The sequence below is a fragment of the Embleya sp. NPDC020630 genome, assembly GCF_044334985.1.
Taxonomy (GTDB): Bacteria; Actinomycetota; Actinomycetes; order Streptomycetales; family Streptomycetaceae; genus Embleya.
The window spans coordinates 150,231-174,853 of the sequence record NZ_JBIRUB010000005.1 but is presented as its reverse complement, the minus strand read 5'-3'; the positions used below and the strand labels follow the sequence as shown (position 1 = coordinate 174,853).

Genomic DNA, 24,623 nt, shown 5'->3' with positions numbered 1-24,623 from the left:
TGATCAGCCTGTCGTCCTGGCATAGCGGCCGAGCGCCATCACGGGGAAGACGAGCCGGTACATGTGGTACTTGATGTAGAAGTCGCCGGGGAAGCCGGTGCCGGTGAACTGCGGCTCGTCCCACCCGCCCAGCTCGTTCTGATGCTCGGTCAGCCAGTCGATCCCACGCTGCGCGACCTCGCCGAACTCGCCGGCCGCGTGCAGCGCGAGCAGCGCCCACGCGGTCTGCGACGCGGTCGACTCGCCGCGCCCGGACCAGGTCTCGGCCTCGTCGTAGCTGCGCAGATCCTCGCCCCAGCCGCCGTCCGGGTTCTGCCGGGTCTCCAACCACGCCACCGCGCGCCGGATCGCCGCATGCCGGGGGTCGACCCCCGCGGTCACCAGCGCCGGCACCACCGCGCCGGTGCCGTAGACGTAGTTCGCGCCCCAGCGGCCGAACCAGGAGCCGTCCGCCTCCTGATGCTCCATCAGCCACTTGACGCCGTCGGCGACATAGGAGCTGTAGCGGGCGCCGCCGTCGGCCAGCATCTCCACGATGTGCGCGGTCACGTCGGCCGAGGGCGGATCGGTGACCGCGCCGAAATCACTGAACGGCAACTTCAGCGGCAGGATGCTGACGTTGTCCGCGTCGAACGCGCCCCACCCGCCGTCCTTGCTGCGCATCCCGGCGGTCCACCGCTCGGCCCGGTCCAGGACCGCGGCCTTGCGCGCCCCGTCGGGGTGGTCGGTGTAGCGCAGGGCCATCACGATCTCGGCCGTGTCGTCGGTGTCCGGGTAGTAGTCGTTGGCGAACTCGAAGGCCCACCCGCCGGGTTCCAGATGCGGCCGGCGCACCGCCCAGTCGCCGACCTCGCGGATCTCCTCGTCCATCAGCCACCCGGCCGCCTTGACCACCCTCGGGTCGCCCGCCGGGACCCCCGCGTCCCGTAGGGCGACCAGGGTCAGGCCCGTGTCCCACACCGGCGACTGGCACGCCTCGAACCGGCGGCGCAGCTCGCCGTCCTCGTCGGTGTCCACGATGGTGAAGCCGTCCAGGCCCTTGATGCCCTGGGCCATCACCGGGTGGTTGAGCGGATACCCCATCAGCCGCAGCGCGATCAGCGAGTAGACCCACGGCGGTTGGATGCCGCCCCAGCCGCCGTCGGCCTCCTGGCGGCGGATGATCCACTGCTCGGCCTTGCGCATCGCGGCCTGCCGGATCGGCTTGATCGGCCGCTTCCGGTACTGGTGCAGCCCGGCGTCCAGTGCCCGGAACACCCGCGACCACGGGTCGGATGCGGCGGCCTTGCCCACCACCGGCTTGGTCGGGCGCAGTTCGGCCAGGCCGAACGGCGCGGGCCGGACCGGGCGCATCGAGCTGACGATGGTCAGCGGCACGATGGTCTGCCGGGCCCAGCAGGCGAAGTCGTAGACGTTGAGCGGGAACCACTTGGGCAGATAGACGATCTCCGGTGGCAACACCGGCAGTTCGTCCCACGACCACCAGCCGAAGAAGGCCAGCCAGAAGCGGGTGAACACCCGGGTCTCGGCCAGGCCGCCGCCGTCGCGGATGAACTCCGCCGCCGCGGCCATGTGCTTGGCGTCGGGGTCGTCGCCCGCCAACTTCAGCGCCACGTAGGCCTCGACCGTCACCGACAGGTCGGCGGGGCCGCCGAAGAAGGTCGACCAGGTGCCGTCGGCGCGCTGGTTGGCCCGGATCCACCGGGCGCTCGCCGCGGTCTGTTCCTCGGTGCGGATGCCCAGGAACTCGCGGAAGAGCAGATCCTCGGCGTCCATCGTGACGTTGGTCTCGAGTTCCCCCTTCCACCAGCCCGCATCGTCCTGAAGCTCCATCAGATGAGCGACGGCCTTGTCGAGCGCGTCCCTGACCCGGTCATCACTGACATCGCCGATTCCCGGCTGGGCGGTCACTGTCATCTCTTCACAACTCCCGAGTGGTGGTGAAGGCCGCGAGAGAGGTCAGGTCCGTGTAGGTACCTTGCGGGACGTCCAGGGAGTCCAGGCAGGCCATCGCCTGCTCCAGGCGCCGAGCCGCCTCGGTCTCGGTGCGGGCACGTCCGCCCGACTCCTCGACCAGGCGCGCGGCCAGGGCCAGTCCCTCCTCGTTGCGCGGTCCTTCGTCCGTGTAGATGCGCGCCAGCTCACGGCCGGCGGTCGTGTCGCTCGCGAGCGCGGCGACGACCGGCACGGACTTCTTGCGCCGGCGCAGGTCGTTCCAGGCGGGTTTGCCGGTCACCTCGGGTCGCCCCCAGATGCCCAGCAGGTCGTCCACCGCCTGGAAGGCGACGCCGAGGTGGTGCCCGAAGCCGTACAGCGCCTGCACGGTGCGCTCGTCGGCGCCCGCGAGGGCCGCCCCGATCGCCGACGCGCAGGCCAGCAGGGCCCCGGTCTTGTTGCCCGCCATGGTCAGGCACTCCTCGACGGTGACGTCGAGTCGGGCCTCGAAGGACAGGTCCTGGGACTGTCCGTCGATCAACCTGGCGGTCGCTTCGGTGAGCAGGCGGGCGGCGCGATCGCCGTCCGCCTCGTCGGCGTCCATCAAGACCTGTTCGGCCAACACGAGCAGTCCGTCGCCGGCCAGGACGGCGAGGCCGGGACCGAAGACCTTCCACGCGGTGGGCCGATGCCGACGTTCCTCGTCGCCGTCCATGAGGTCGTCGTGGATCAGCGAGAAGTTGTGCACGAGTTCGACCGCGACCGCACCCGGCACGCCCACGGCGGTCGGCGCGCCGACCGCCTCGGCGGACAGCAGCGCGAGGGCGGGGCGCAGCGCCTTGCCGCCGTTGCCCGGCAGTTCGCGGCCCGCCTCGTCGGCCCACCCCATGTGGTACGCGGCCACGCGGGCCAGGGGCGGTTCGAGTCGGGCGGTCGCGACCCGCAGCGCGGGGCGGCTCGCCTCGCGCGCGCGATCGAGCACGGCGGGGGCGATCGATGCGTCGGCGAGCGTCATAGCGGCGTCGTCCTCTCCGGAATGGCACGGGTGCGGCCGAGATGCGGGAGGGCCTCGCGGGCGGCGGAAAGGCCGCTGCGAACGGCGCCCTCCATCGTCGCGGGCCATCCGGTGGCGGTCCACGCCCCGGCCAGGGCGAGACCGGGGATCGCGGTCCGGGGGCCGGGACGAAGCCGGCCCGAACCGGGGGCGGGACGAAAGGTCGCGGATCGTTCCTTGGTGACCACGAACCGCTCCACCCGGGCCTGCCGGGCAGCGGGCAGCACGCGGGCCAGCTCCGGGACGAACCTATCCCGCAGCCGCGCGCTCGTCAGGTCGATTTCCCGACCCGCCGCGGACAACGACACCGCCACGTAGCGGCCCGGCGCCAGTCCGTGCCCGGCGCTGCGGTCGAACATCCACTGGACCGGGCTCCCGACGCTCGCGGTGAGCGGTACGTCCAGGACCGGGCGGTCGTAGACCACGTGCAGGTTCACGATCGGCGAGGTGCCGAGGCCGGTGAGCAGGTTCGGGTCGGCGAGCACGTCGTCGAGCAGCAACGCGCCCGCGGGCAACAACCGGGCCGCGTCGTAGTGCGGAACGGCCAGCACCACCGCCTCGGCCTCGATCCGCTCGCCGCCCGCGTGCACGACGAAGCCGCCGGCGCCGGCATCGAGCGCGTCGACCCGGGCGCGCAGCCGCACCCGGACCCCGGCCTTGGCCAGCGCGCGGGCGGAGGCGTCGCCGTGCAGTTCCTGGAGCGGGACCAGGCTCCACCCGATGTCCGCGCCGTCGTTGCGGTCGAGCACGCCGGTGCGGAAGACCTTGACCGCCATCGCGAGCGAGGCCTCGGTCGCGGGCAGGTTGAGCGTGGCGATGCCGATCAGGTCCCACATCGCCTCGCGTTCGCGGGCGGTGACGCCGAACCGGTCCAGCCACGCGGCGAAGGTGACCTCGTCCAGGGCGGGGTCGGTCGGGTCGAGCCGGCGCAGGGCGAGCGCGGCGAGGCCGACCCGGGCCCGGCCGGCCATGGTCAGCAGCGGGTAGCGGGCCAGCGCCGAGGACAGGTGCAGCGGGGCGGGCAGTCCGGAGCGGGCGAGCCGGGTCCGGGTGCCCCAGGGGGTGCGGACCGGGACGTCCATCCGGGGCTGGAGGTAGACCTTGTCGGCGCTGCCGATGCGCTCCAGGAACGCGATGTATTCGGTACAGCAGCGCAGGAAGACGTGTTGCCCGTTGTCCAGCCACATGTCGTCGCGGCGCAGCGAGAACGTCGCCCCGCCCAGCCTGGGTCGGCCCTCCAGGAGGGTGACCTCGACGCCGGCGTCGGCGGCGGCGAGCGCGGCGGTGATGCCCGCCAGGCCGCCCCCGATCACCACCATGCGTGCGCTCATGCCTTGCTCCGTACCCACGTGATCAATCCCTGTACCGGCCCCTGCGACCGGTTTGTCCCACCGGCTCCGGGCCGGTCAACGCTCGACGTCTCACCGCCCGCGCGCGAGCAGCGAGCGGGCGCCGACCGGTAGTCCGGCCAGCGCGCGCGCGGCGATCTCGGCCTTCTCCCAGCCCGGGAGGGAGAGCCGACCTATCAGTACCTGGCCCGGCTCCTCGCGGATCCGGGTGAGCAGCCGGCGATAGATGCCAGCCATCGCCCCGGTGCTGGCCGCGCTGCGCCGGTCGAGCAGCGGGAGCAGGGTCAGACCCCGCTCGAAGAGCTGCTCGGCGCGCTCCGCCTCGAACCGGACCATGTCGTCGAACGCGCCGCTCTGGGTGAACCGACCGCCCCGGTGCCACGCGTCCTCCAGGCCGAACTTGGCCAGGTCCTCGCGGGGCAGGTAGACCCGGCCGTTGTCCTTGTCCTCCTTGATGTCGCGGAGGATGTTGGTGATCTGGAGCGCGATGCCCAGGGTGTCGGCCAGGTCGGGCGCGTGCAGCGAGTCGCGGGAACCGAAGATGCCCAGTGAGAGCCGGCCCACCGTACCCGCGACGCAGCGGCAGTAGACCCGCAGCTCGTCGAAGGTCTCGTACTCGGTCTCGCGCACGTCCATCTCGACGCCGTCGATGAGTTCGTCGAGCGCGGACAGCGGGATCGGAAACCGGGTCGCGGCGTCGGCGAGCGCGACCGCGACCGGATCGCGGTCCGCGCTCAGATCCTTGAGCTGCTTGCGCATCCGGGCCAGCTCGGCGACCTTGTGGTCGGCGGGCAGGTCGCCGTCGCCGATGTCGTCGATCTCTCGCGCGAAGGCGTACACGGCACTGAGCGCGAGGCGCTTGGGCTCGGGCAGCAGCCTGATGCCGTAGTAGAAGTTGCGCGCCTGATTGCGGGTCAGGCGCTCGCAATACGCATACGAAGCGTCGACGTCCATGGTTCCCCTTTTACCTCTTTCGTACCAGTACGCCGGACAGCTCGCGCAGCAGGGCGGCCTTCCCGGGCTTGGCCCGGTGGGCCAGGACGTCGAAGCCGACGTCGCCGATCGCGGCCAGGGCCGCTCTTCCGCCGGCCACGAACCCGGCGATCGCGAGGCGCTCGCGCCCTCGCAGTGTCCCCGCGAGCGGTGCGCCGGTGCGCAGCAGCCGCGTCGCGCGGTGAGCCTCGTAGGCGATCAGCCGCCGCACCGAGGGCGTGGCGGCGGGCGCGGCGAGGTCGGCCTCGGTGACGCCGAACCGGTCCATGTCCTCCTGCGGGAGGTAGATCCGGTCACGGGCGAGGTCCTCCGCCACGTCCTGCAGGTGCTCGACGATCTGGAGCGCGGTGCAGATCTCGTCGGAGCGGGCGATGCGTTCCCCGGTGGCGCGGCCGAACACGTGCAGCACGATCCGGCCGACCGGATCGGCGGACAGCGCGCAGTACGCGACCAGGTCGTCGTAGGTCGCGTAGCGGCGGACCACCTGGTCCTGCCGGTTGGCCTCGATCAGTCCCAGGAACGGCTCGATCGGCAGATCGAGTTCGCGCACGCTCGGTTGCAGCCGGCGCAGCACCTCAAGGCGCGGTTCGCCGGTGAAGACCCGGCGCAGGTCCTTCTCGAACGCGTCGAGCTGGGCGACCCGGTCCCCCTCGGCCTCGTCGCCGATGTCGTCGACCAGGCGGGCGAAGCCGTAGACGGCCAGCAGGTGTCGCCGGTGGTCGGGGCGCAGGATCCCCATCGCCACGGGAAAGTTCTCGTGGCCGGCCTGACGCATGACCACGTCCGGGTCGATGATCGCGGCGTCGATACCCGCCGTGTCGTCGTCACTCGCGCCGGGTGCGCGCTCGAGACCGCGGGAATCACTCCCCATATCTCTCCCTGGGCCCCCGAAAACTTCCCCAACATTACAGTTGGCCAGGAATTCGTGCCGTCCCGGTCGGTCTGACGGTTCAGCTTGCCCGATCGAAGTCGGATCGATCAAGCACCGAGAACACGCGTGTCATAGCTCACCCGGACTTTTCCTTCGCGAAACACTTTTGTTATCACCACGAACGTCCGGGGCACCCTCGACGATCCCCGTACCACTCAGGACGTCCGGCATGCCCCGGTGGTTTCCGGGCACCTGAGGAGGTTTCGTCACCCGATCCCCTCCTTGCGGAGTAGTGCGGAGTTCCGCCTTCCGCATGAGGAGTACGGCGATTATCCGTGCGCAATGGACCAAGCGGGGTCGATAAAGCGAGTACTCGGCGAAATGTTGATCAACTTTCCGGATTTGCGGAATACCCGGAGGATAGCGGTGCGCGCCGACACGCCGCCGTACACCGAATCGATACCCGAATGCGCGACTCCTCGGCGATCGGCCTCCACCCGGCCGACCGACGGTCCACACATCCGGGACTTTTGCCCCTGCGCGGGCGGCCGGCCCCGGGGCACGCTGGAGGCATGCCGCACGACACGAATCGATACGCGCGGGCCCTGCGCGAGCTCGCGCCCGAGGACGCGCTCGCCCTGATGGCCTCCGTGCCGATCGGGCGGGTCGTGTTCACCCTGGACGCGCTGCCCGCGATCCTGCCGGTGCGCTTCCGGCTCGACCGGGGCACGCTCGCCTTCCGCCTGGCCGCCGACCGGCGGGTACACGCGGCGCTGCACGACAGCGTGTGCGCGTTCGAGGCGGACGCCTGGGACGTGCGCGAGTACGACGGGTGGACCGTCACGGTCACCGGCCGGGTATCGCCGGTGGACGAGTCGCACGAGGGCGCCCGACTGGCCGAGATGTTGCCGCCCACGTGGCAGTCGGAGCACCCGCACCGGTTCTTCCGGATCGTGCCGGAGGTGGTCGCGGGGCGGCTGCTCCGGGCGGCGGGCCGGCCGGTTCCCGCCTGAGCCGCGCCGGCCCCCTCGGAGCGGGTGCGGGTCGGCCCCGCTCCGGTCTCAGTGCGGGTGGTGGCAGGCGACCTCGACGTCGTCCAGGATCTCCCGCGCCGGCCGCCGCTCGGCGCACACCTCGGTCGCCGGCGCGCAGCGCGGATGGAACGCGCAGCCCGACGGCGGGTCGAGCGCCGACGGCACCTCGCCGATCGCGCCCGCGCCGAAGTCGGCCGCGCTCGCCGGGCCGATGCGCTCGGGGTCGGGCACCGGCACGCTCGCGAGCAGCAGGCGCGGATACGGATGGCGCGGCCGGGCCAGGACCGAGGCGGCCGGACCCAGCTCGACGATCCGTCCCAGGTACATCACCGCGGCCCGGTCGGCGAGCCGGCGGGCGATGTCGATCTCGTGGGTGATCACCACGATCGCCAGGTCCAATTCGGTGCGCAGCCGCAGCAGCAGGTCGACCACGGTCGCCTTGACACTCGCGTCCAGGCTCGCGGTGGGCTCGTCCAGGACCAGCACGCGTGGGCGCACGAGCAGCGCGCGGGCCAGCACCAGGCGGGCCAGTTCGCCGCCGCTCAGCTCGCCGGGAAGGCGGTCCAGGTGTTCCGTCGACAGGCCGACACGCTCCACCATCTCGGCCACCAGCGCGTCCCGTTCGGCGCGGCCGTCGCCCAGGCCGTGCACCCGCAGCGGCTGGTCGAGGGCGTGCCGCAGAGTGCGGCGGCGGTTGAACGCGGCGCGCGGGTTCTGCGTGACGAGCTGGATCAGCCGCTGGTCGGCCGGGGTTCGGGCGCCGGTCAGCTCGCGGCCGGCCAGTGCGACGGTGCCCGAGGTCGCGGTGTCCAGGCCCGCGAGCACCCGGGCGACGGTGGTCTTGCCGCACCCGGATTCGCCGACCACGGCCAACACCTCGCCGGCCGCGACCTCGAACGAGACGTCCTCGACGGCGTGCACCACGCGCGGCGCGGTCCGCCGGCCGAACGGTCGCGGCAGGGTGAACCGACGGGTCAGCCCCTGTACGTCGAGCAGCGCGGTCATGCCCCGACCCGCTCACTCGCGAGGTGGCAGCGCACCATGCCCGCCCCGTGTGCGGTGGGCTCGGGCATGCGCTCCCGGCATACCCCCAGCACCTGGGGGCAGCGCGGCGCGAACGGGCAGCCCGGCAGCAGGTTCGCCCCCTCCGCGGTGCCCTCGATCGCGCGCAGCGGCCGGTCCGCCGGCGTGGTCGCGGGCATCGCGGCGAGCAGCGCCCGGGTGTACGGGTGTCGCGGCGCGGCGAACAACTCCCGCACGGGGGCGGTCTCGACCAGTCGGCCGCCGTACATCACCCCGACCCGGTCGCAGATCGTGGACACCACCGCGAGGTCGTGCGAGACGTAGATCAGGGCCAGTCCGAGCTTGTCGCGCAGGGTCAGCAGCAGCCGCAACACCTGGGCCTGCACGGTCGCGTCCAGTGTGGTGGTGGGCTCGTCGGCGAGCAGCAGCGCGGGTTGGTGCGCAAGCGCGGCGATGGCGATCACCACCCGCTGGAGTTGCCCGCCGGAGAAACTGCCGGGCAGGTCGCGCGGGCGGTCCAGGACCGGGCCCAGGCCGATGCCGGTCAGCGTCTCGCGGACCTCGACGTCGTCCAGCCGATCGCCCAGGTACCAGCGCAGTTGGCGCACGACGGGGGTGGTCGGCGCCAGCGAGGTCATCGGTTGTTGCGGTACGAACGCGAGCCGCCGGCCGCGCACTCGGCGCAGGTCGCGCTCGCGCAGCGCGGCCAGGTCGGTGCCCTCGAACTCGATGGTGTCGGCGCGGCGGTGCGCACCGGCCGGCAGCAGGCCCGTCAGCGCGGTGCACACGCTGCTCTTGCCGCTGCCCGACTCGCCGACCAGGCCCAGGATCTCGCCCGGCGCGACATCGAAGGAGACCCCGCGTACCGCGGGCACCGGACCGGGATAGGTGACGTCGAGGTCGCGCACCCGCAGCAGCGGCGCGGCACTCGCGGTGGTGTCCGCCATCACACGAACCGCAGGTGGTGCGGGTCGAGCCGGCTGATCCGCAACATCGTGGGGTCGAGCGGGGACAACTCGGCGCGCTGGGCCAGCGCGAGCTTGGGGTAGACCGGCGGGGTGATCACCGCGTCCTCGGCGAGCAGCCGGTCCACCCGGGACAGCGCGGCCACCCGCTCGGCGTCGTTCGAGGTCTGCCAGACGGTGTCGATCAGCCGGTCCACCTCGGGGTTGGCGTAGCCGCAGGAGAGCACGTTGGTGGACCCGGCGGGGGCGAGTGTGAGGTAGTTCGCCGGGCCGGAGGTGAACCCGGAGGAGAAGGTGTTCATCAGCATGTCGTAGTCGCGCGAGAGCCACTTGTTCGACCAGGGACCGCCGGCCAACTGCTCGATGGTCACGTCGAGTCCGACCTGCTTCCAGCCGGCGACCAGGACCTGGGCCACGTCGCGGATGCCCTGGTTGGTACCGATGGTCACGGTGAACGAGCGCTTGCCGGTCTTGGCCCGGGCCAGCAGGTCGCGGGCCCGGGCGAGGTCGGGCGCGGGCGCGAACGGGGCGAACCCGGCGTCCCAGCCGAGTTCGGCGGGCCCGATCGGGCCCTTTCCGATGGTGCCCTCGCCGCCGTACACCCGCTGCAACACGCCTTGGCGGTCCATCGACAGCGCGACCGCCTTGCGGAAGTCCGGGTCGCTGAACGGCTCCTTGCGCATCATCACGTAGCTGAGCACGTCCAGCGGCGCCTCGGTGAGCACCAGCGCGAGCGAGCGGTCCTTGCGGATGGTGTCGAAGGTGGCGAAGGACGGCGCGGTGATCAGGTCGACCTTGCCCTGACGCAGGCTCAGCACGCGCGTGTTGGCGTCGGTGAAGACGGTGTACTGGATGCCGGCGAACGCGGGCGCGGAGCCGGCCGGGTACTGGCCGCCGTGGTAGCGGTCGAAGCGGGAGAGGGTGAAGCTCTGGCCGGCCACGAAGGTGTCGAGCCGGTATGGCCCGGTGCCCATCATGGTGTCCTTGCGGGCCACGAAGTCCCGGTGGGTGATCGGCAGGTTGGTCAGATGCGAGCGCAGCAGGCCGTACGGCTTGCTCAGCACGATCCGCACGGTGTGCTCGTCGACCTTCTCGAACCGGGACAGGTAGCCGAGCATGTAGGTGATCCACTCGCTGCCGGCCGACAGGTCGAGCATGTGCGCGAGGGTGGCCACCACATCGTCCGCGGTGAACGGCGTGCCGTTGTGCCAGTGCACGCCCTGGCGCAGCCGGATGGTCCAGGCCAGCCCGTCGTCGCTGATCTGCGGTTCGCCGTCGGCGAGCAGCGGCACCGAGGCGAGGGTGTTGTCGTAGCGGTACAGGCTCTCCATGATCGGCTCGGCGATCCAGCGGGTGATCTCCGAGCCGGAGTCGAGCGGATTGAGGCTGCTGGGCGCGGAGGCGACGCCGATCCGCAGGATGCCGTCCTTGTGCCGATCGGCCACCCGCTTGGTGCCCGAGGAGCCGGAGCACGCGGTGAGCACGCCGGTGCCGCCGGCCGCCGCGAGCGCCGCGAGGCCGAGAAAGCCTCGACGGTTCAGGCCGACTCTGCGCACCGGGGTCACTGGGTCTCCTTGGGGGTCGGGGTCGGGGTGGAGCTGTGTCGTCGGCCCGGGACGCGAGGGGCGCTCGGAGCCGGCCGCGCGCGGCGGCCCGGCCGGCCGCCGACCGTGTCGCCGAGCAGGTTGAAGCCCAGGATGCCGAGCACCAGGACCGTGCCGGGCAGCGTGGCGTACCACCAGTCGCCGCCGATGATCTGCCCGCCCGCGTCGGCGATCAGGTTGCCCAGGGTGGCATGCGGCGGGGCCACGCCCAGACCCAGGAAGCTCAGACCCCCCTCGGCGAAGACCGCGATGGCCATCGCCAGGCATGCCTGGCCGAGCACCGGCGGCCAGACGTTGACCAGCACCTCGCGGAAGAGGATCTCCCGCTCCGGCACCCCCAGGCCGCGCAGGTTGGCCACGTAGTCCTCCTGCATCTCCACCACGGTCGCGGCGCGCGCGACCCGGGCGAAGTAGGGCACGAAGCCGAGGCCGATGGCGAACGCGACCCGGGCCCCGTTGCCCACGGTGAGCGGCCCGAAGTGCATGTCGGCCGTGCCCATCAGACCGATCAGGAACATCACGAAGACGAACTGCGGCAGCGCCTGGAGGGTTTCCACCGCGCGCATCAGCAGCCCGTCGAGCCGGCCGCCGTGGCGACGCCCGGCCAGCACGCCCAGCGGCACCCCGACCACGATCGCGAAGCCGATCGAGGACAGGCAGATCAGCAGCGAGGTCCAGGCGCCCTCGGCGGTCCGGGCCAGCAGGTCGCGGCCCAGGTGGTCGGTGCCGAACGGGTGCCCGAGCGAGGGCGCCTCGGGTCCGGCGGCGACCAGCGCGGCGGGATCGCCCTGCAATCGGCCGACGGTGGCGACCAGGAGATAGAGCAGTACGCAGATCACGCCGATCCACCCGGCCACGCCGAGCGTCCGGGCCCTCACGCGGTCCGCCCCGCGAGGTCGTCGGTCACACCCGCGGCGGTACGCGGATCGACGAGCGGGTAGAGCAGGTCGACCACCAGGTTCAGGAGCAGGAAGATCGCCGAGGTCGCGACGCACGCGCCGAGCGCGAGCGGATAGTCCTGCCGCTGGAAGGCGGTGACCATCAGCTGGCCGATTCCGGGGATCTGGAACACGTTCTCGATCAGCACGGTGCCCGAGAGCAGGCCGCCGATCAGTACGCCGGCCACGGTCAGCGTCGGCACCAGCGCCCCGCGCAGCGCGACCCGGCGCAGCGTGAGCAGCCGCGAGCCGCCCATCGCGCGGGCGAACATCGCGTGGTCGGAGGCCATCGCGTCGGCGAGGCCGCCGCGCAGCGAGCGGGTGAGCATCGCGAAGGTGGCCAGGCCGAGCACGATCGCGGGCAGCACGAGCACCCGGAGGTTGGCCGCGGGATCCTCGCCGAAGGTGACGAAGCCGCCGGCGTTGGGCAGCAGATCGGGATGGCTGTCGCCGACCACCACCAGGGCGACCACGGCGAGCCAGTAGCCGGGCAGGGACATCGCGAGCACGCTCAGCACGCGGGTGCCGTGGTCGACGACCCCGCCGCGGCGCAGCACCGACCACGCGCCCAGGACGACGGCCGGGATCACCGCGAAGACCGAGGCGATCAGCCCCAGTTCGAGCGATACGGGCAGCGCCCGGCCGATCTGGTCGGCGACCGAGGTGCCGTCGTAGAGCGAGGTGCCGAGGTCGCCGCGCAGCGCGTCGCCGACGTAGTCGAGGTATTGGGTCACCAGCGGTCGGTCCAGACCCATCCGGTGCTCGACCGCGGCCCGGGCCACGGGATCGGCCGCGACCTGCGGCGCGAGCTGGTTGACCGGGCTGACCGGGGAGGCGTGCAGCAGCAGGAACAGGCCGGTCAGGACGGCGAACATCACCACCACGACGCCCAGGACGCGCCGTGCCAGGTAGTTCGTCATTGCTCCCCCTGCCGATCCGATGCGCCATCCATTGTCGGACGGCGCATCGGACGGTGGGCCCCCGGGTCGTGCGGTGAGTCCGAAGCGGCGGGTTCGGGACGGTGCCGGCGGCGGTCCGCCGGCCGGTCGTACCGAGGGCCGCGGTCGGGTCAGGCGGCCTTGCGGTAGCGGTCCAGGTCCTGGCCCAGCTCGCGCAGTACGGCGCTGTTGATGTCGTACGCGAACAGCACCTCCTGGATCACCAGCTCCTGCTCGGCCTCGTCCCACGGGGCGTCGTTCATCGCCGCGCGGTACGCGTCCTTCCACACGGTCAGGTCGCCCAGTCCGTCGAAGACGTAGAAGTCGCTGCCCCGCGTGCCGGGCAGGTCGTAGTGCTTGCGCATCTGCTTGGCGATGAACTGGCCGCCGGACATGTCGCCGAGGTAGCGGGTGTAGTGGTGGGCGACGAAGCCGCCGGCCCAGTCGTAGCACTTCTCCCGCATCCGGTCGGTGTAGCGCCGGGTGGCCTCGTTGGCGGGCCAGCGCTCCTGCCAGCCCTCGCCGGCCAGGAAGAGCATGTCGGCCTCCAGGATCGCCCGGCGGTCGAGACGCGCGTCCGCGAACGGGGCGCCGATCGGGTGCTCGCGCATGGTGTCCGCGGCGTCGTCGAGCACCGCGTACGCCCAGTAGTGCTGGGCCACCATCGCGGTGTAGGCGTCGCGGGTCAGTTCGCCCTTCATCAGGGCCTCCAAGAAGCCCGAGCCCTCGGCCTCCTGGTGGAAGGCCCACGAGCGCTTGCGCAGCGTCTCGGCGAAGGTAGGGGTGGCACCGGCGGTTTCGGCGGTCTCGGTCGTGGTCATGAGGTTTCCCCTAGGTGCGACAAGATCTACCGGACACGCACGAATGGGTGCGTACGGTGCGAACTGTGGAGGATCGGGCGCCTTTGCCCGTGCGGAGTCGGCGCTTCGGTCATGGCGAAGCCCATGACAAAGCATCTGCGGGGAATCGGTTCTTCGCCCGTTTCCGCCGGCCCCCGCAGTCTGTGCGGCGCCGTACGGTGCCGTCAATAAGTTACCGACAACTTGTCGGCACGTTGTCGGTGGGGTCACGTTCGGCGGGCCGGGAGAAACCCGGAGGCGACCCGAAAGCGACCCGAGGGCGCCCCGGGAGGAACATGGCAACGGGCCTACAGGGCCCGTCGGAACGCGTCTCGGAAGCGTCTCGGAACCACCCCCGAACCTTCCGGCGACTCGACCCGTCTTAGGATAGCCTCACCTCCAATCATTCCGTACGCAAGCGTACGGTCGGCCCAGGGGAAACAACGTGAGCCCAGCCCGCACCGGACGCCTCGGCGGCGCCGTCGCCGCCACCGCGACCCTCCTTCTCGCCTGGCTGGTTCTCGGCCTCGCGGGCCCGGCGCACGCGACCGGCACGCCGGCGGCGGGCAAGGCCACGCTGAGCGCGGCCAAGACCACCGGCCTGAACCCGGCGGGCGACGTGGTCAAGCTGGTCGGCAAGGGCTTCACGCCGGGCGTACGGCTGTTCATCCTCCCGTGCGATCCCGCCCAGGGCGCGGGCCGCGCGTGCGACATGGGCTCGTTCGCCGGCCCCACCGAGGCGGACGCGACCGGCTCGTTCAGCACCGACATCAAGGTGGCCGCCAAGTTCGGCGCGGTCGACTGCCTGAAGACGCGATGCGCGATCGCCACCTCGAACTCGGCCAACGGCAAGGACCGGACCCAGGAGGTCTACCTGCCGATCGGCTTCGAGGGCGAGGTCGCGGGCCTGCCGGCCTCGCCGGGTCCGGCCACCGCCGCTCCGCAGGCCGGCGCCCCGGGCGCGGGCGGCGCGGCGCAGCCCCCGGCCTCCGCCGGTGCGCCGGCCGCGACCGCCTCCGCCCCGGCGAAGTCCTCGGCCGCGGACAAGGACGACGATGGCGACGACGGCAACACCGGCCTGATCATCGGCGTGGTCGCCGGGGTCGTGGTCGTCCTGGTCGTCGCCGGTGTCGTGGTCAAGCGCCGCCGCCCGAGCGCCTGATCCGCCGGCCCCGCTCCCGTACCTCCCCTGCCCGCCTCACCAGCCAGTCTTCGTTCGGAGTCCACATGCACAAGTCCCGTACGGCCGCGGCCGTCGCCGCGACCGCGATCGCCGGCCTCGGCCTCACCGCGTTCGCGAGCGCTCCGGCCTCGGCCGCCGACGCGCCGACGATCACCCTGTCCAAGTCGACCGGCCTGGCCGCCGGCGGCGAGGAGATCACCGTCACCGGCAAGGGCTACAAGCCGGGCAAGGGCGTGTACGTGGCGCAAACCGTGGCCAAGCCGGCCGGCGGCGTACCGACCCAGTACGGCAACGCGGGGTACGTCCCGCAGGTCGGCCCGGACGGCACGTTCACGGTCAAGCTCAAGCCCACGCAGAGCTTCGAGGGCAAGGACAAGGCGAAGGTCGACTGCGCCACCACGGCGTGTTTCGTGGCCACCTTCAACGACCACACCGACCTCGCCAACCGCGACCAGGACGTGTGGCTCCCGGTGTCCTTCGCCGGCGCGGCCGGGGCGCCCGCCGACAAGGCCCCGACTGGCACCGCGCCGCAGACCGGCACCACCAACGAGGCCGGTCAGCCGCAACTGCCGAAGACGGGCGCGTCGAGCACGCAACTCGGCTACGTGGGTGCGGGCATGCTGGTGCTCGGCGTGGGCTCGGTGCTCGCGTCGCGTCGGCGCCGCGACTCCGTGTCCGGCTGACCACTCCGCCATCCGTACCCCCACCGCATCCCCCACCGCCGACCGCCGGAGGCGACCCGCATGAGCGAGGCGACCGTCAACCCGTTCGGAGCGGACGCGATCACCGCCGTCTGCAAGCACATGAACGACGACCACCCCGACGACTGCCTGCTGATCGCTCGCGGTCTGGGCGGCCGGCCGGAGGCCACCTCGGCGACGATGACCGGTCTGGACGGCGACGCGGCCTACTACTCGGCGATCGTGGCGGGCGCGCCGGTCGAGGTCCGGGTGCCGTGGAGCAGGTCGATCACCGAGCGCCGGGACGTCCGGATCGAGGTCGTCGCGCAGTACAACGCGGCGTGCGAGGCATTGGGGCTGCCGCCCCGGGGCGAGGGCGAGCACTGAGCACGCGAGCGGGGAACCGGCGGGCGAAGCGGCCCGACCACCTGTAGGACGGGTAACGAGCGTCACGCCGACGGTCCGGGAGGAAGGTCTCCCGGACCGTCGGCGTTGTGGCGTCCGGGGCGCGGGGGGCTGGAACGCACTCGGGCCGCGGCCGTAAATAACCTGTCGGCTACACGCGTACGAAAAGATATACTGAGCTTCGCTCAGTATAAATAAGCTGCGCCCACTCTCCCCCCTCCCCTCATCGCCTCCCGATTGAAGGCCTCGCCCGTATGCCGCCCATATCCGCGTCACGTCTCAGCCAGAAGGTCGTGGTCGGCGCCGTCTTCGTCGCCGCGATGTTCGTCAACATCCTCGACGTCACCATCATCAACGTCGCGCTGCCCGCCATCGGCAAGGACCTCGGCGCGTCCCAGGCATCGCTGGCCACGGTCGCCGTCGGCTACCTGGTCAGTCTGGCGGTGTTCATCCCCGCGTCCGGGTGGCTGGGCGACCGGTTCGGCACCAAGCGCGTCTTCCTGATCGCGCTGGCCCTGTTCACCGGCGCGTCCGCGCTGTGCGGTCTGGCGCAGAGCATCGACCAGCTGGTGCTCTTCCGCATCCTCCAGGGCGCGGGCGGCGGCATGCTGACGCCGGTCGGCATGGCGATGATGTTCCGGGTCTTCCCGCCCGAGGAGCGGGTCCGCGCCTCGCGCATCCTGATGGTGCCCACGGCGCTGGCCCCCGCGCTCGGTCCCGTGCTCGGCGGGCTGCTCGTGGACAAGGCGTCCTGGCACTGGGTCTTCTACATCAACCTGCCGGTGGGCGTGGCCGCGTTCGTGTTCGGCCTGATGTTCCTGGAGGAGTACCGCAACCCCAAGGCGGGCCGCTTCGACCTGCCCGGTTTCGTGCTCTCCGGGGCCGGCTTCGCGCTGCTGATGTACGCGCTGAGCGAGGGCGCGACCAAGGGTTGGGGCTCGCCGATCATCCTGTCCACCGGGATCGCGGGTCTGCTCCTGTGCGTGGCGATGGTCTTCGTCGAACTGCGGGTCAAGGAGCCGATGCTGCACCTGCGGCTGCTCCGGGATCGGCTGTTCGTCAGCACCAACGTGGTGTCGATGGTGAACTCGGCGGCGTTCCTGGGCGTGCTGTACGTCTTCCCGCTGATGCAGCAGCAGGCGTTCGGGAAGTCGGCCCTGGAGACGGGCCTGCTCACCTTCCCGGAGGCGTTCGGTGTGGTGATCGCCACCCAGTGGGTCTCGCGCCTGTACCCGGTGGTCGGCCCGCGCCGGCTGATGGCGGGCGGCCTGCTCGGAATCGGCGCGTGTGCGTCGCTGCTCGCGCTGGTCGACGGGGACACGGCGGCAGTGCTGATCGTGGTGCTGATGTTCTGCACCGGCGCGTCGATGGCGCACGTGATGATCCCGATGCAGGCGGCGGCGTTCGCGCGGACGGCGCCGGCGGACAACGGCCGCGCCTCGACGATCTTCAACGTGCAGCGCCAACTCGGCTCGGCCCTGGGCGTGGCACTGCTGGCCGGCATCCTGGCCGGCATCGGCACGATGACCGGCCACGGCGGCGGCGCGCCGACCCCGAACCTGCACGCGTACCACGTCGCCTTCCTGGTCGCCGCAGCCCTGGCCGTCCTCGGCGCCATCGCCGCCCTGACCATCCGCGACAACGACGCAGCCTCCACACTCCGCAAAAAGACCGAGACCACCCCGACAGCCCCGACCCCGTCCACGGCACCGGCCAAGGTCTGACCCCAAAGCTCGCGTGGGCTCGCACCAAACGGGCGACACCCACCCCGGCCAGGGCCCACGCGCCGAGCGGAACCGCACCACCTCCAGCCCGTCCGGCGCGAAGCCCACGCGTCGAGGGGGACGGCACCACCTCCAGCCCGTCCGGCGCGAAGCCCACGCGTCGACGGGAACCACACCCCCTCCAGCCCGTCCGGCGTTTGAGGACGCCCGCCGCAGGCGCCACGGACCGCAACCAACGGCACCAAACACAACCAACACCAGCCCACCCGGCGCGAAACCCACGCGTCGAGCGGATCCGCATCCATCCAGCCCGTCCGGCGTTTGAGGACGCCCGCCGCAGGCGCAACCGACCGCAGCCGCCGGCCGCACGCAACGACCCACCCCCGGCCACCAGGCTCAGGCCCGGAAGCGCCAGGCCACGTGCTTTGCGCGCCTTCGCAAGGACTCCTGTCGCTCCGCGGCCCCCATCGTGCGCGTCGACGGGTGCACGTGCTCCCGCACCGACGTGCGCGGAACGACCACCGCCCGAACCGCCGGCTGCGCGTGCGGGTCGAGCCAGCGGTGCGTGGCGAAGACCTCCGTCCGCCCCTCGGTGTCCAGCCAGTTCGGCACGCCCGGATCCACCGCCCCGATCACGACCCGGATCCACCCGTCCGGATCGTGCTCGGCCTGCACATGGTTCAGCGAGGTCTGCCGGTTGGCGAAGTCGAGCGATTCGAACCAGCCCGGGCTGTACAGCTGCAGGTCCCACTGCCCGGAAACCCGGGGATCGGTCTCCACCACAAGCACCTGATCATCCGTCAGCCGCACCCGCGCAAAGCCGTAGACGACCTCCTTGACCCCACCGGCCACCGTCGAGGGCGTACTGAACGTGTTCACCGGCTGCCGATCACCCGTCGCCCGAACCCATTCGTTCCAGACCTCGATCGAGTTCTCCACCGAGGTCGCCGCGCCGGCCAGCATGCCCGCGACCCGCTCCGGGGTGACCCGCTCGGCCGGTAGCCCCTGGGTGTCCAGGCGTTCCAGAGCAAGCATCGCGGGTTGCTCCGGCGTCCAGTCGAAGTAGTAGTCGCGCACATGCAACACCCGTGCGTCCGGCGTGAGTTCAATCCAATTGCCCGGCTGCCGTTCGGCACTCAGCACGATCTCGACCGTGTCCCCCGGCCCCACACCCAGCGCGGTGGAGGAGGTCTCCGCCAACACCTCGGTACGCCCCGCGTGCATGTCCCCCGGCTTGACCTGGAGCACGAACTTCTCGCAGGCGTTCATGGTCACGGTCAGGCGGTACACGCCGTCCCCGGCGATCGGCGCACGCCGCGCGTTCTGGTCCACGTTCGGGCCGCCCCAGCGGTAGGCCAGGTCGTTGTGGGTGAAGAAGGCCGGGTTCTCCGGGTCGGTCGCCGCGAGTTGGTAGGTCAACCAGCACGCGACCTGATTGGCCAGGTGCCGGACGCCCTCGGCCCGGTCGGCGTCGGTCGCGCCGGGGAAGTCGGCCTCGAGAATACGATCGCCCAGCGCGGCCATGCGCTCGCAATAGGCCCGCCAGGCACTGCCGTCGACCACGCCGGAGACGGAAGCGTCGGGCCGGGAGCGGTCGTTCGGGTCCGAGTGCACGTCAGATCTCTTCCGTCGGAACCCGGAACCGCTTCTGATAGTCCGTCAGTCGGGATCGTACGTCCTCCCGATCCAGGCCGAGGTCGTCGAACGCATAGGCGTGCCGCCCGTGCCGACCCTGCGGGCGCGCGGCCAGATACGCCCGCATCCGGCCCTCCGCCTCCGTGCCGAACTCCAGCCCGAACCCGGCGTACAACTCCCGTACCACCACGATCGGATCGTGCATGAAGTCCGCGTAGGTCGAGTCGTGCCAGTCGGATTCGGCGACCCGGCCCGCATCGCGAAACGCGGTGAGCCGGGCGTAGGCGGTGCACCACAGGTCGCTCTGGGTCCGTGCGACGTCGCGGATGTCGGAGCGATTCCCGTACGCGTGGTGAATGGTGGCGATCAGGCTGCTCAGTGAGGCCAGCACGGTGAGCGGGTCGCGGTGGGTCACCGCCAGGCGCGCGTCGGGATACACGTCGACCAGCGCGTCCAGGGTCAGCAGGTGCGCGGGCGACTTGAGCACCCAGCGGGTCGCCCCTGGCGTACGTCGCTGCAGGATCTGCAGGACCAGTCGGTGGTAGGCGTACGCGGGCCGCATGTCGCAGTCGGCCAGCCACGCGGCGTACGACGGGATCGCGAACTGCCCGGTGAAGTCCTCGGAGCGGAACGCGAGCGCGTGCGCGCTGATGCACTCCTTGGGCAGCGTGCCGCTCTTCTCGTGGATCGCGTCCATCGCGGGAACGGCCGTGGTGACGAAGCGAATCTCCCGCTCGGCGAGCGCGATGCGCGGGTCGGTGTCCCGCGTGGCGGGCTCCGGCGGCGGGACGGGGCGCAGGAACTCCCAGGTGGTGGGCACTCGGTTGGCCGGATCGTGGGCAAGGAGCGCGTGCAGGATCGAGGTGCCGGTGCGGGGGCCGCCGGTGACGAAGATCGGCCGCTCGATCGGTTCGTCGCGCACGCCGGGGTCGGCGCGGACGTAGCGGGCGACCTGGAGCCGGACGTCCAAGAGGCGATTCACCCAGGTGTACGCCCACCAGCGGCCGACCCGGTCCAGGTTCGCCTCGTGTTCGAGGGAATGGAGGAGTCGGTCCAGGCCCTCGCGGAAGGCGGGGTCGGTGTCGGCGAGGGCGAGGGCGACGTCGGCGGTCTCCGGGTCGCCGGCCGGGTCCACCGCGCCGCCGGCCCGGGCGCGGGCCTCGCCGAGGAGGGTGTCGGCGTCGAAGGGGCGGTCGAGGTCGTCGGTGAGCGGTGGGATGGCGCCGGCCGCCAGGGTCTCGGTCCAGGCGGCGCGTTGTGGTGGTGTCCAGGCCATGGCCGGTCGGCCTCCCTCACGTTCGGGTCTCGCGTCTCGCGGCTCGCGTGTCACGTCTCGCGTCTGGGGCTCGGGCTGGTGTGGCTCGGTCCCGCGCGCAGGTTAGCTCTTTGTGAAGGTAAATCTGAAGAGGCGTCAGATTCGCGTCGGCTTCGCGGATCGGCTTCACGGATCGGTTTCACGGATCGCCTGCTCGGCGTCCGGGTGCTGGACCGAGGCCGAGCCGCGCCGGGTCGCCCCGTACGGTACGAATCCTCGGGTTCAACGCGAACGGGCGGATGGAGAGTCGTGAGCGAGCGCAACGTGGTCTGGCACGAGGGCGGAGTGACGCGCGAGCAGCGTCCGTCGCTCGGGGCGACGGTCTGGTTCACCGGCCTGTCGGGTTCGGGCAAGTCGACGGTCGCGGTGATCGCCGAACGGCTGCTGGTCGAGCGCGGGGTCACCGCGTATCGCCTGGATGGCGACAACGTGCGGCTCGGCCTGAACGGCGACCTGGGCTTCGGCGCCGAGGACCGGACCGAGAACATCCGCCGGGTCGGCGAGGTGGCCAGGCTGTTCGCCGACGCGGGCGTGGTCGCGATCGTCCCGGTGATCAGCCCGTACCGCGCCGACCGCGACCGGGTCCGCGCGCTGCACGCCCGGGACGGCCTGCCGTTCCTGGAGGTGTTCGTCGACACCCCGATCGAGGAGTGCGAGCGCCGCGACCCGAAGGGCCTGTACGCGAAGGCCCGGCGGGGCGAGATCGGCGACTTCACCGGCATCTCCGCTCCGTACGAGGCCCCGGAGAAGCCGGAGTTGCGCCTCACCCCGGCGGACGGCGACCCGGAACAGCAGGCGGAGCGACTGCTGGCGCTGCTGGAGACGATGGTGGGCGAGGGGTAGTCGGCGGGGACGCCGACGGGATCACTGTCGAGGATCGCCGATACGGCGTCAGGTCCCGTGAATCCCCCTCGGATCCACGGGTCCTGACGCCGCGTCACACACCGCGAGCGGGTGTGCGATCGGTGGGGCGGCCGGCTCGCGCCGGCATGGGCGCCGGCGCAGGCGCTAGTGGAGCAGGCCGCCCGTGGCGGGCTTGCGGCCGTGCCGCATGACCAGCGCGATCACCAGCGCCAGCAGGCCGCACACGATCAGGATCCAGAAGCCGGTGGTGAAGGCGTCCGTGGTGTAGGTGCAGCCGCGCGGGTCGCAGGCGTCCTGGGTGGCCAGGCCCTGGCCGCTCGGCGCCGGACCGGTGATCCGCAGGCGGTTGTTGGTGAAGATCGGCGACAGCAGCGCGACGCCGACCGAGGCGCCGAAGGACTGGGCGACGACCAGCATGCTGGACGAGATGCCCTGCTGCTCCTGCGGCACGGCCTCGATGATCAGGTTCGGCGCGGCGGCGTAGTACATCCCGAAGCCGATGCCGTAGACCACGCCGCAGATCAGCATGAGCTGCCACGAGTCGTGCATGAACACGTACATGAAGCCGGCCAGGGTCAGCGTCGTGACGCCCACGATCATCGGCATCCGCAACCCGCTGCGCTGTCCCCAGAGGCCGGCCAGCGGGCCCGCGATCATGCTGGACATCGACTGCCAGATCAGCACATGCAGGGCGAGGCCGAGGAGGGTGAAGCCGAGCGCGTAGTCGAGCGAGTCGTTGAACGACACCGCCGCCTTGACCTGGTCGGCGATGCCGGCCCACATCGCCTCGGGCGCGCCCATGGCCTTGGCGCTCTGGACGGCGCCGTCGCCGTACTTGTCGAGCGTGCTCTGCTTGACGTTGTCCGGGGTCAGGCCCATGTAGCTGGTCAGGTAGTTCTGGATGCCGATGATCATGTTGGCCAGGAACGCGATCCCGAGCACCAGGGCCACGCGCGGCGCGGTGAGCAGCTTCAGGTCGATGATCGGGTTCTCCACCCGCTTCTCCCAGAGCACCCACAGCCCGATCACGGCCACGCCGGCGAGCGCGTACCCGAACGCCGAGGGCTTGCCCCAGCCCCAGGCCTGTCCCTGGCTGATGTACAGCAGGATCAGCGCGAGTCCGCCGCCGAGGATGACGCCGCCGACGTAGTCCACCTTCTGTGGAACCCGCAGCTTGGACTCGGGCACCACGATCAGCAGGAGCGGGATCAGCACGACCATGTAGACGACCAGGAACCAGAACAACGAGCGCCAGGAGTAGTGCTCGGTGAGCAGCCCGCCGACAACCGGCGCGAGCGCGGCGGACAATCCGAGCCCGGTGGCCGAGACGCCGATCGCGACCGGGATGAACTTGCGCGGCATCAGGTCGCGAATGAGCCCGTACACCACGGCGGTCATACCGAAGGCGACCGCCTGGAGCGCCCGGCCGGCCAGGAACAGTGGCCAGGAGCTGGTCACCGCGCAGATCAACGACCCGACCAGGAACGACACGCTGGTCGCGAGCAGCAGCCGCTTCTTCCCGTAGACATCGGAAAGCTTGCCGATCAGGGGGCTGACCGCGCCGCCGACGAGGCCCAGGATCACCACCATCCACGAAATGCTCTCGCCGACGGACCGGAACGACGGGGCGATCTCCGGCACGGCGGAGGAGATCATCGCGTACTGGAGCGGCACGACCTCGGAGAACATCACGACGACGGCCAGGACGGCGAACACCCGGCCCTTGGAGACCCCTTCCAGCCGACCGGTATCGACGGAGGACGGGTCGGATCCGGGCTCCGGCGGCTTCGCGGAGACTTCAACGGTCGCAGACATACCGGTACTTTCCGTTCTGTGCAGGGACGCGCACCGGACACGTGTCACTAGGGCGACACGCCCGGTTTTGTACGGAATATGCGGGGGCAAAACGCCACTCGGCCTCGATGAGGCCGGCATGTCTCGTGGACATCGCCAACCGGATCGGTGCACTCCAGCCGAACTGATTGACAGTGTTTAGCACGCCGGGGAAGTGCGCGGAAGGGTGAGGGCGGGAGGATTGAGAGGTTAGTCCCGCTTTAGTATACAAATTCCCTGACGACCCGTCAGCTCCCTGTCGGGGTCGGGGCGGGGGAGGAGCGGGGGTCGGGGTCGGGAGTCGGAGGTTGGGATGTTACGACTCCGCCGTGCTCAACCGGGGGCACGGGGGCACGGTTCCCCGGCCGGACAAGGCCATTGTCCCCGGGCGGGCGCCGGGCAACGGATCCGTCGGGAGCCTTCCCGAGTGGGTCGGGTGTTTCCGGCGAGCGTTGCGCCTTGGGTCGCGGGTGGCCGGTCCGGGACTGGCCAGAGTCGGCGATGGGCCGCCGCCGGCGTGCGGGGCTCCGAGACTCGAAGCTTCCGGCTAGACGGAGATGTTGGTCGGCGAAAACCGGCCGGCAGCGGCGGGGAGGGCGGGCGGTGCGGTTGAGTCCGCCGGGGAGCCTTCCGGAGGGGGTCGGGAGGGGCATTTCTTCGAGGTGCGGTGGGCGTGTATGGAGCGAGAGTTCACAAAACCGGATCGCGCGGGGTGCTGTGGCCTTGACGTGAGAGAAAACCGCAGGTCAGCGCGAAGTGGGAGCGTTTGAAGTGCCTCGGGATCCGGTTTCGGCTCCCGCTGGGCACTTTCGGTCGTCTCGACGGCCTCTTTGGGGCGCAGTGCTCGAAGCCGGCTTCGAGTGTGCGGTTTCAGTCTCCGCCTCCCGTTGAGGGGGTCGGAACGCACGAAACCGGCACTCGCCGCCCGACTTTGCGCCTCAACCTTGCAAAAGTGCAGGTCACCGAGCCTCGAAGCCCACAACCACCCATCGCAATCCGGTTTCGAACCCCAACTCCCCTCCCAACACCCCCGAAACCCCCGACCCACCCGAGAAGGCCCCCGAAGGGCACGACCCGAGCCCCCTCCCGCCCCCGCTGCCGGCCGGTTTTCGCCGACCAACACGCCCGCCTCACCGGGAGCCCGCAGTCTCGGAGCCCCGCACGCCGGCGGCGGCCCACCACCGACTCTGACCAGCCCCGCACCGGCCACCCGCAACCCAGGGCGCAACGCCCACCGGAAACACCCGGCCCACTCGGAAAAGCCGGCCCGGAAACCCGACCCGGCCACCCACCCGCTCCCCCGCTGCCGGCCGGTTTTCGCCGACCAACACGCCCGCCTCGCCCGGAGCCCGCAGTCTCGGAGCCCCGCACGCCGGCGGCGGCCCACCACCGACTCTGACCAGCCCCGCACCGGCCACCCGCAACCCAAGGCGCAACGCCC

20 protein-coding genes are annotated in these 24,623 nt (G+C 71.4%); 6 read left to right on the top strand and 14 right to left on the bottom strand.

All coding sequences use genetic code 11. The features are described from left to right. Positions 1–3: 3 nt before the first annotated feature. The 5 genes from shc to hpnC all read right to left on the bottom strand — a co-directional run bounded on the left by shc (position 4) and on the right by hpnC (position 6,202). Positions 4–1,917, bottom strand: coding sequence for a squalene--hopene cyclase (gene shc / locus ACH4XV_RS19590; protein ID WP_395791378.1), 1,914 nt, complete (start codon positions 1,915–1,917; stop codon positions 4–6). Between the two features lie 4 nt (positions 1,918–1,921). Then, entirely contained in the window at positions 1,922–2,950 is a 1,029-nt protein-coding gene (locus tag ACH4XV_RS19585) for a polyprenyl synthetase family protein (protein WP_379996557.1), read from the bottom strand. Then, positions 2,947–4,320 carry a hydroxysqualene dehydroxylase HpnE gene (gene hpnE, locus ACH4XV_RS19580; protein ID WP_395791376.1) on the bottom strand — a complete coding sequence of 458 codons (1,374 nt, stop codon included), beginning with the start codon at positions 4,318–4,320 and terminating at the stop codon, positions 2,947–2,949. The genes ACH4XV_RS19585 and hpnE overlap by 4 nt, the downstream gene beginning before the upstream one ends. Positions 4,321–4,410: 90 nt before the next feature. Then, the gene (gene hpnD, locus ACH4XV_RS19575; protein WP_395791374.1) at positions 4,411–5,292 is read right to left on the bottom strand and encodes a presqualene diphosphate synthase HpnD; all 882 of its coding nucleotides are present in this window, start codon (positions 5,290–5,292) and stop codon (positions 4,411–4,413) included. Between the two features lie 10 nt (positions 5,293–5,302). Next, positions 5,303–6,202 (bottom strand): squalene synthase HpnC, encoded by a 900-nt coding sequence (gene hpnC, locus ACH4XV_RS19570; RefSeq protein WP_395791372.1) that lies wholly within the window; start codon positions 6,200–6,202, stop codon positions 5,303–5,305. Between the two features lie 572 nt (positions 6,203–6,774). On the opposite strand from hpnC, the gene ACH4XV_RS19565 reads away from it, so the two are divergent. Then, positions 6,775–7,215 (top strand): pyridoxamine 5'-phosphate oxidase family protein, encoded by a 441-nt coding sequence (locus ACH4XV_RS19565; RefSeq protein WP_395791370.1) that lies wholly within the window; start codon positions 6,775–6,777, stop codon positions 7,213–7,215. A 48-nt stretch (positions 7,216–7,263) separates the two neighbouring features. Here the strand turns inward: ACH4XV_RS19565 and ACH4XV_RS19560 are convergent, their stop codons facing one another. From ACH4XV_RS19560 to ACH4XV_RS19535, 6 genes are all read right to left on the bottom strand, one after another. Then, positions 7,264–8,241, bottom strand: coding sequence for an oligopeptide/dipeptide ABC transporter ATP-binding protein (locus tag ACH4XV_RS19560; RefSeq protein WP_395791368.1), 978 nt, complete (start codon positions 8,239–8,241; stop codon positions 7,264–7,266). Then, positions 8,238–9,206, bottom strand: a complete 969-nt coding sequence (locus ACH4XV_RS19555) for an ABC transporter ATP-binding protein (RefSeq protein WP_395791366.1) — start codon at positions 9,204–9,206, stop codon at positions 8,238–8,240. The genes ACH4XV_RS19560 and ACH4XV_RS19555 overlap by 4 nt, the downstream gene beginning before the upstream one ends. Next, positions 9,206–10,789: an ABC transporter substrate-binding protein gene (locus tag ACH4XV_RS19550; protein WP_395791364.1), complete on the bottom strand. Its 1,584-nt coding sequence runs from the start codon at positions 10,787–10,789 to the stop codon at positions 9,206–9,208. The genes ACH4XV_RS19555 and ACH4XV_RS19550 overlap by 1 nt, the downstream gene beginning before the upstream one ends. Continuing rightward, entirely contained in the window at positions 10,786–11,706 is a 921-nt protein-coding gene (locus ACH4XV_RS19545) for an ABC transporter permease (RefSeq protein WP_395791362.1), read from the bottom strand. The genes ACH4XV_RS19550 and ACH4XV_RS19545 overlap by 4 nt, the downstream gene beginning before the upstream one ends. Beyond that, positions 11,703–12,686 (bottom strand): ABC transporter permease, encoded by a 984-nt coding sequence (locus tag ACH4XV_RS19540; RefSeq protein WP_395791360.1) that lies wholly within the window; start codon positions 12,684–12,686, stop codon positions 11,703–11,705. The genes ACH4XV_RS19545 and ACH4XV_RS19540 overlap by 4 nt, the downstream gene beginning before the upstream one ends. 149 nt (positions 12,687–12,835) lie before the next feature. After that, positions 12,836–13,525, bottom strand: a complete 690-nt coding sequence (locus ACH4XV_RS19535) for a heme oxygenase (biliverdin-producing) (RefSeq protein ID WP_395791358.1) — start codon at positions 13,523–13,525, stop codon at positions 12,836–12,838. Between the two features lie 463 nt (positions 13,526–13,988). Between ACH4XV_RS19535 and ACH4XV_RS19530 the strand changes: the two genes are divergently transcribed. The 4 genes from ACH4XV_RS19530 (at position 13,989) to ACH4XV_RS19515 (ending at position 17,535) form a co-directional block, all read left to right on the top strand. Further along, entirely contained in the window at positions 13,989–14,705 is a 717-nt protein-coding gene (locus ACH4XV_RS19530; RefSeq protein WP_395791356.1) for a neocarzinostatin apoprotein domain-containing protein, read from the top strand. A 65-nt stretch (positions 14,706–14,770) separates the two neighbouring features. Beyond that, entirely contained in the window at positions 14,771–15,409 is a 639-nt protein-coding gene (locus ACH4XV_RS19525) for a neocarzinostatin apoprotein domain-containing protein (RefSeq protein WP_395791354.1), read from the top strand. A gap of 60 nt (positions 15,410–15,469) precedes the next feature. Then, the gene (locus tag ACH4XV_RS19520) at positions 15,470–15,793 is read left to right on the top strand and encodes a DUF2470 domain-containing protein (RefSeq protein ID WP_379996529.1); all 324 of its coding nucleotides are present in this window, start codon (positions 15,470–15,472) and stop codon (positions 15,791–15,793) included. Between the two features lie 272 nt (positions 15,794–16,065). Next, the gene (locus ACH4XV_RS19515; RefSeq protein WP_395791352.1) at positions 16,066–17,535 is read left to right on the top strand and encodes an MDR family MFS transporter; all 1,470 of its coding nucleotides are present in this window, start codon (positions 16,066–16,068) and stop codon (positions 17,533–17,535) included. A 396-nt stretch (positions 17,536–17,931) separates the two neighbouring features. Here ACH4XV_RS19515 and ACH4XV_RS19510 read toward each other — a convergent pair whose 3' ends face one another. Continuing rightward, complete coding sequence (locus tag ACH4XV_RS19510) at positions 17,932–19,149, bottom strand: DUF1214 domain-containing protein (RefSeq protein WP_395791350.1); 1,218 nt, start codon at positions 19,147–19,149, stop codon at positions 17,932–17,934. Between the two features lies 1 nt (position 19,150). Next, entirely contained in the window at positions 19,151–20,446 is a 1,296-nt protein-coding gene (locus ACH4XV_RS19505; RefSeq protein WP_395791348.1) for a sulfotransferase family protein, read from the bottom strand. A 288-nt stretch (positions 20,447–20,734) separates the two neighbouring features. On the opposite strand from ACH4XV_RS19505, the gene cysC reads away from it, so the two are divergent. Beyond that, positions 20,735–21,328, top strand: coding sequence for an adenylyl-sulfate kinase (cysC, locus tag ACH4XV_RS19500; RefSeq protein ID WP_078974805.1), 594 nt, complete (start codon positions 20,735–20,737; stop codon positions 21,326–21,328). A gap of 165 nt (positions 21,329–21,493) precedes the next feature. On the opposite strand, the gene ACH4XV_RS19495 is transcribed toward cysC, so the two are convergent. After that, positions 21,494–23,164, bottom strand: coding sequence for an MFS transporter (locus ACH4XV_RS19495; RefSeq protein WP_395791346.1), 1,671 nt, complete (start codon positions 23,162–23,164; stop codon positions 21,494–21,496). Positions 23,165–24,623: the final 1,459 nt, after the last annotated feature.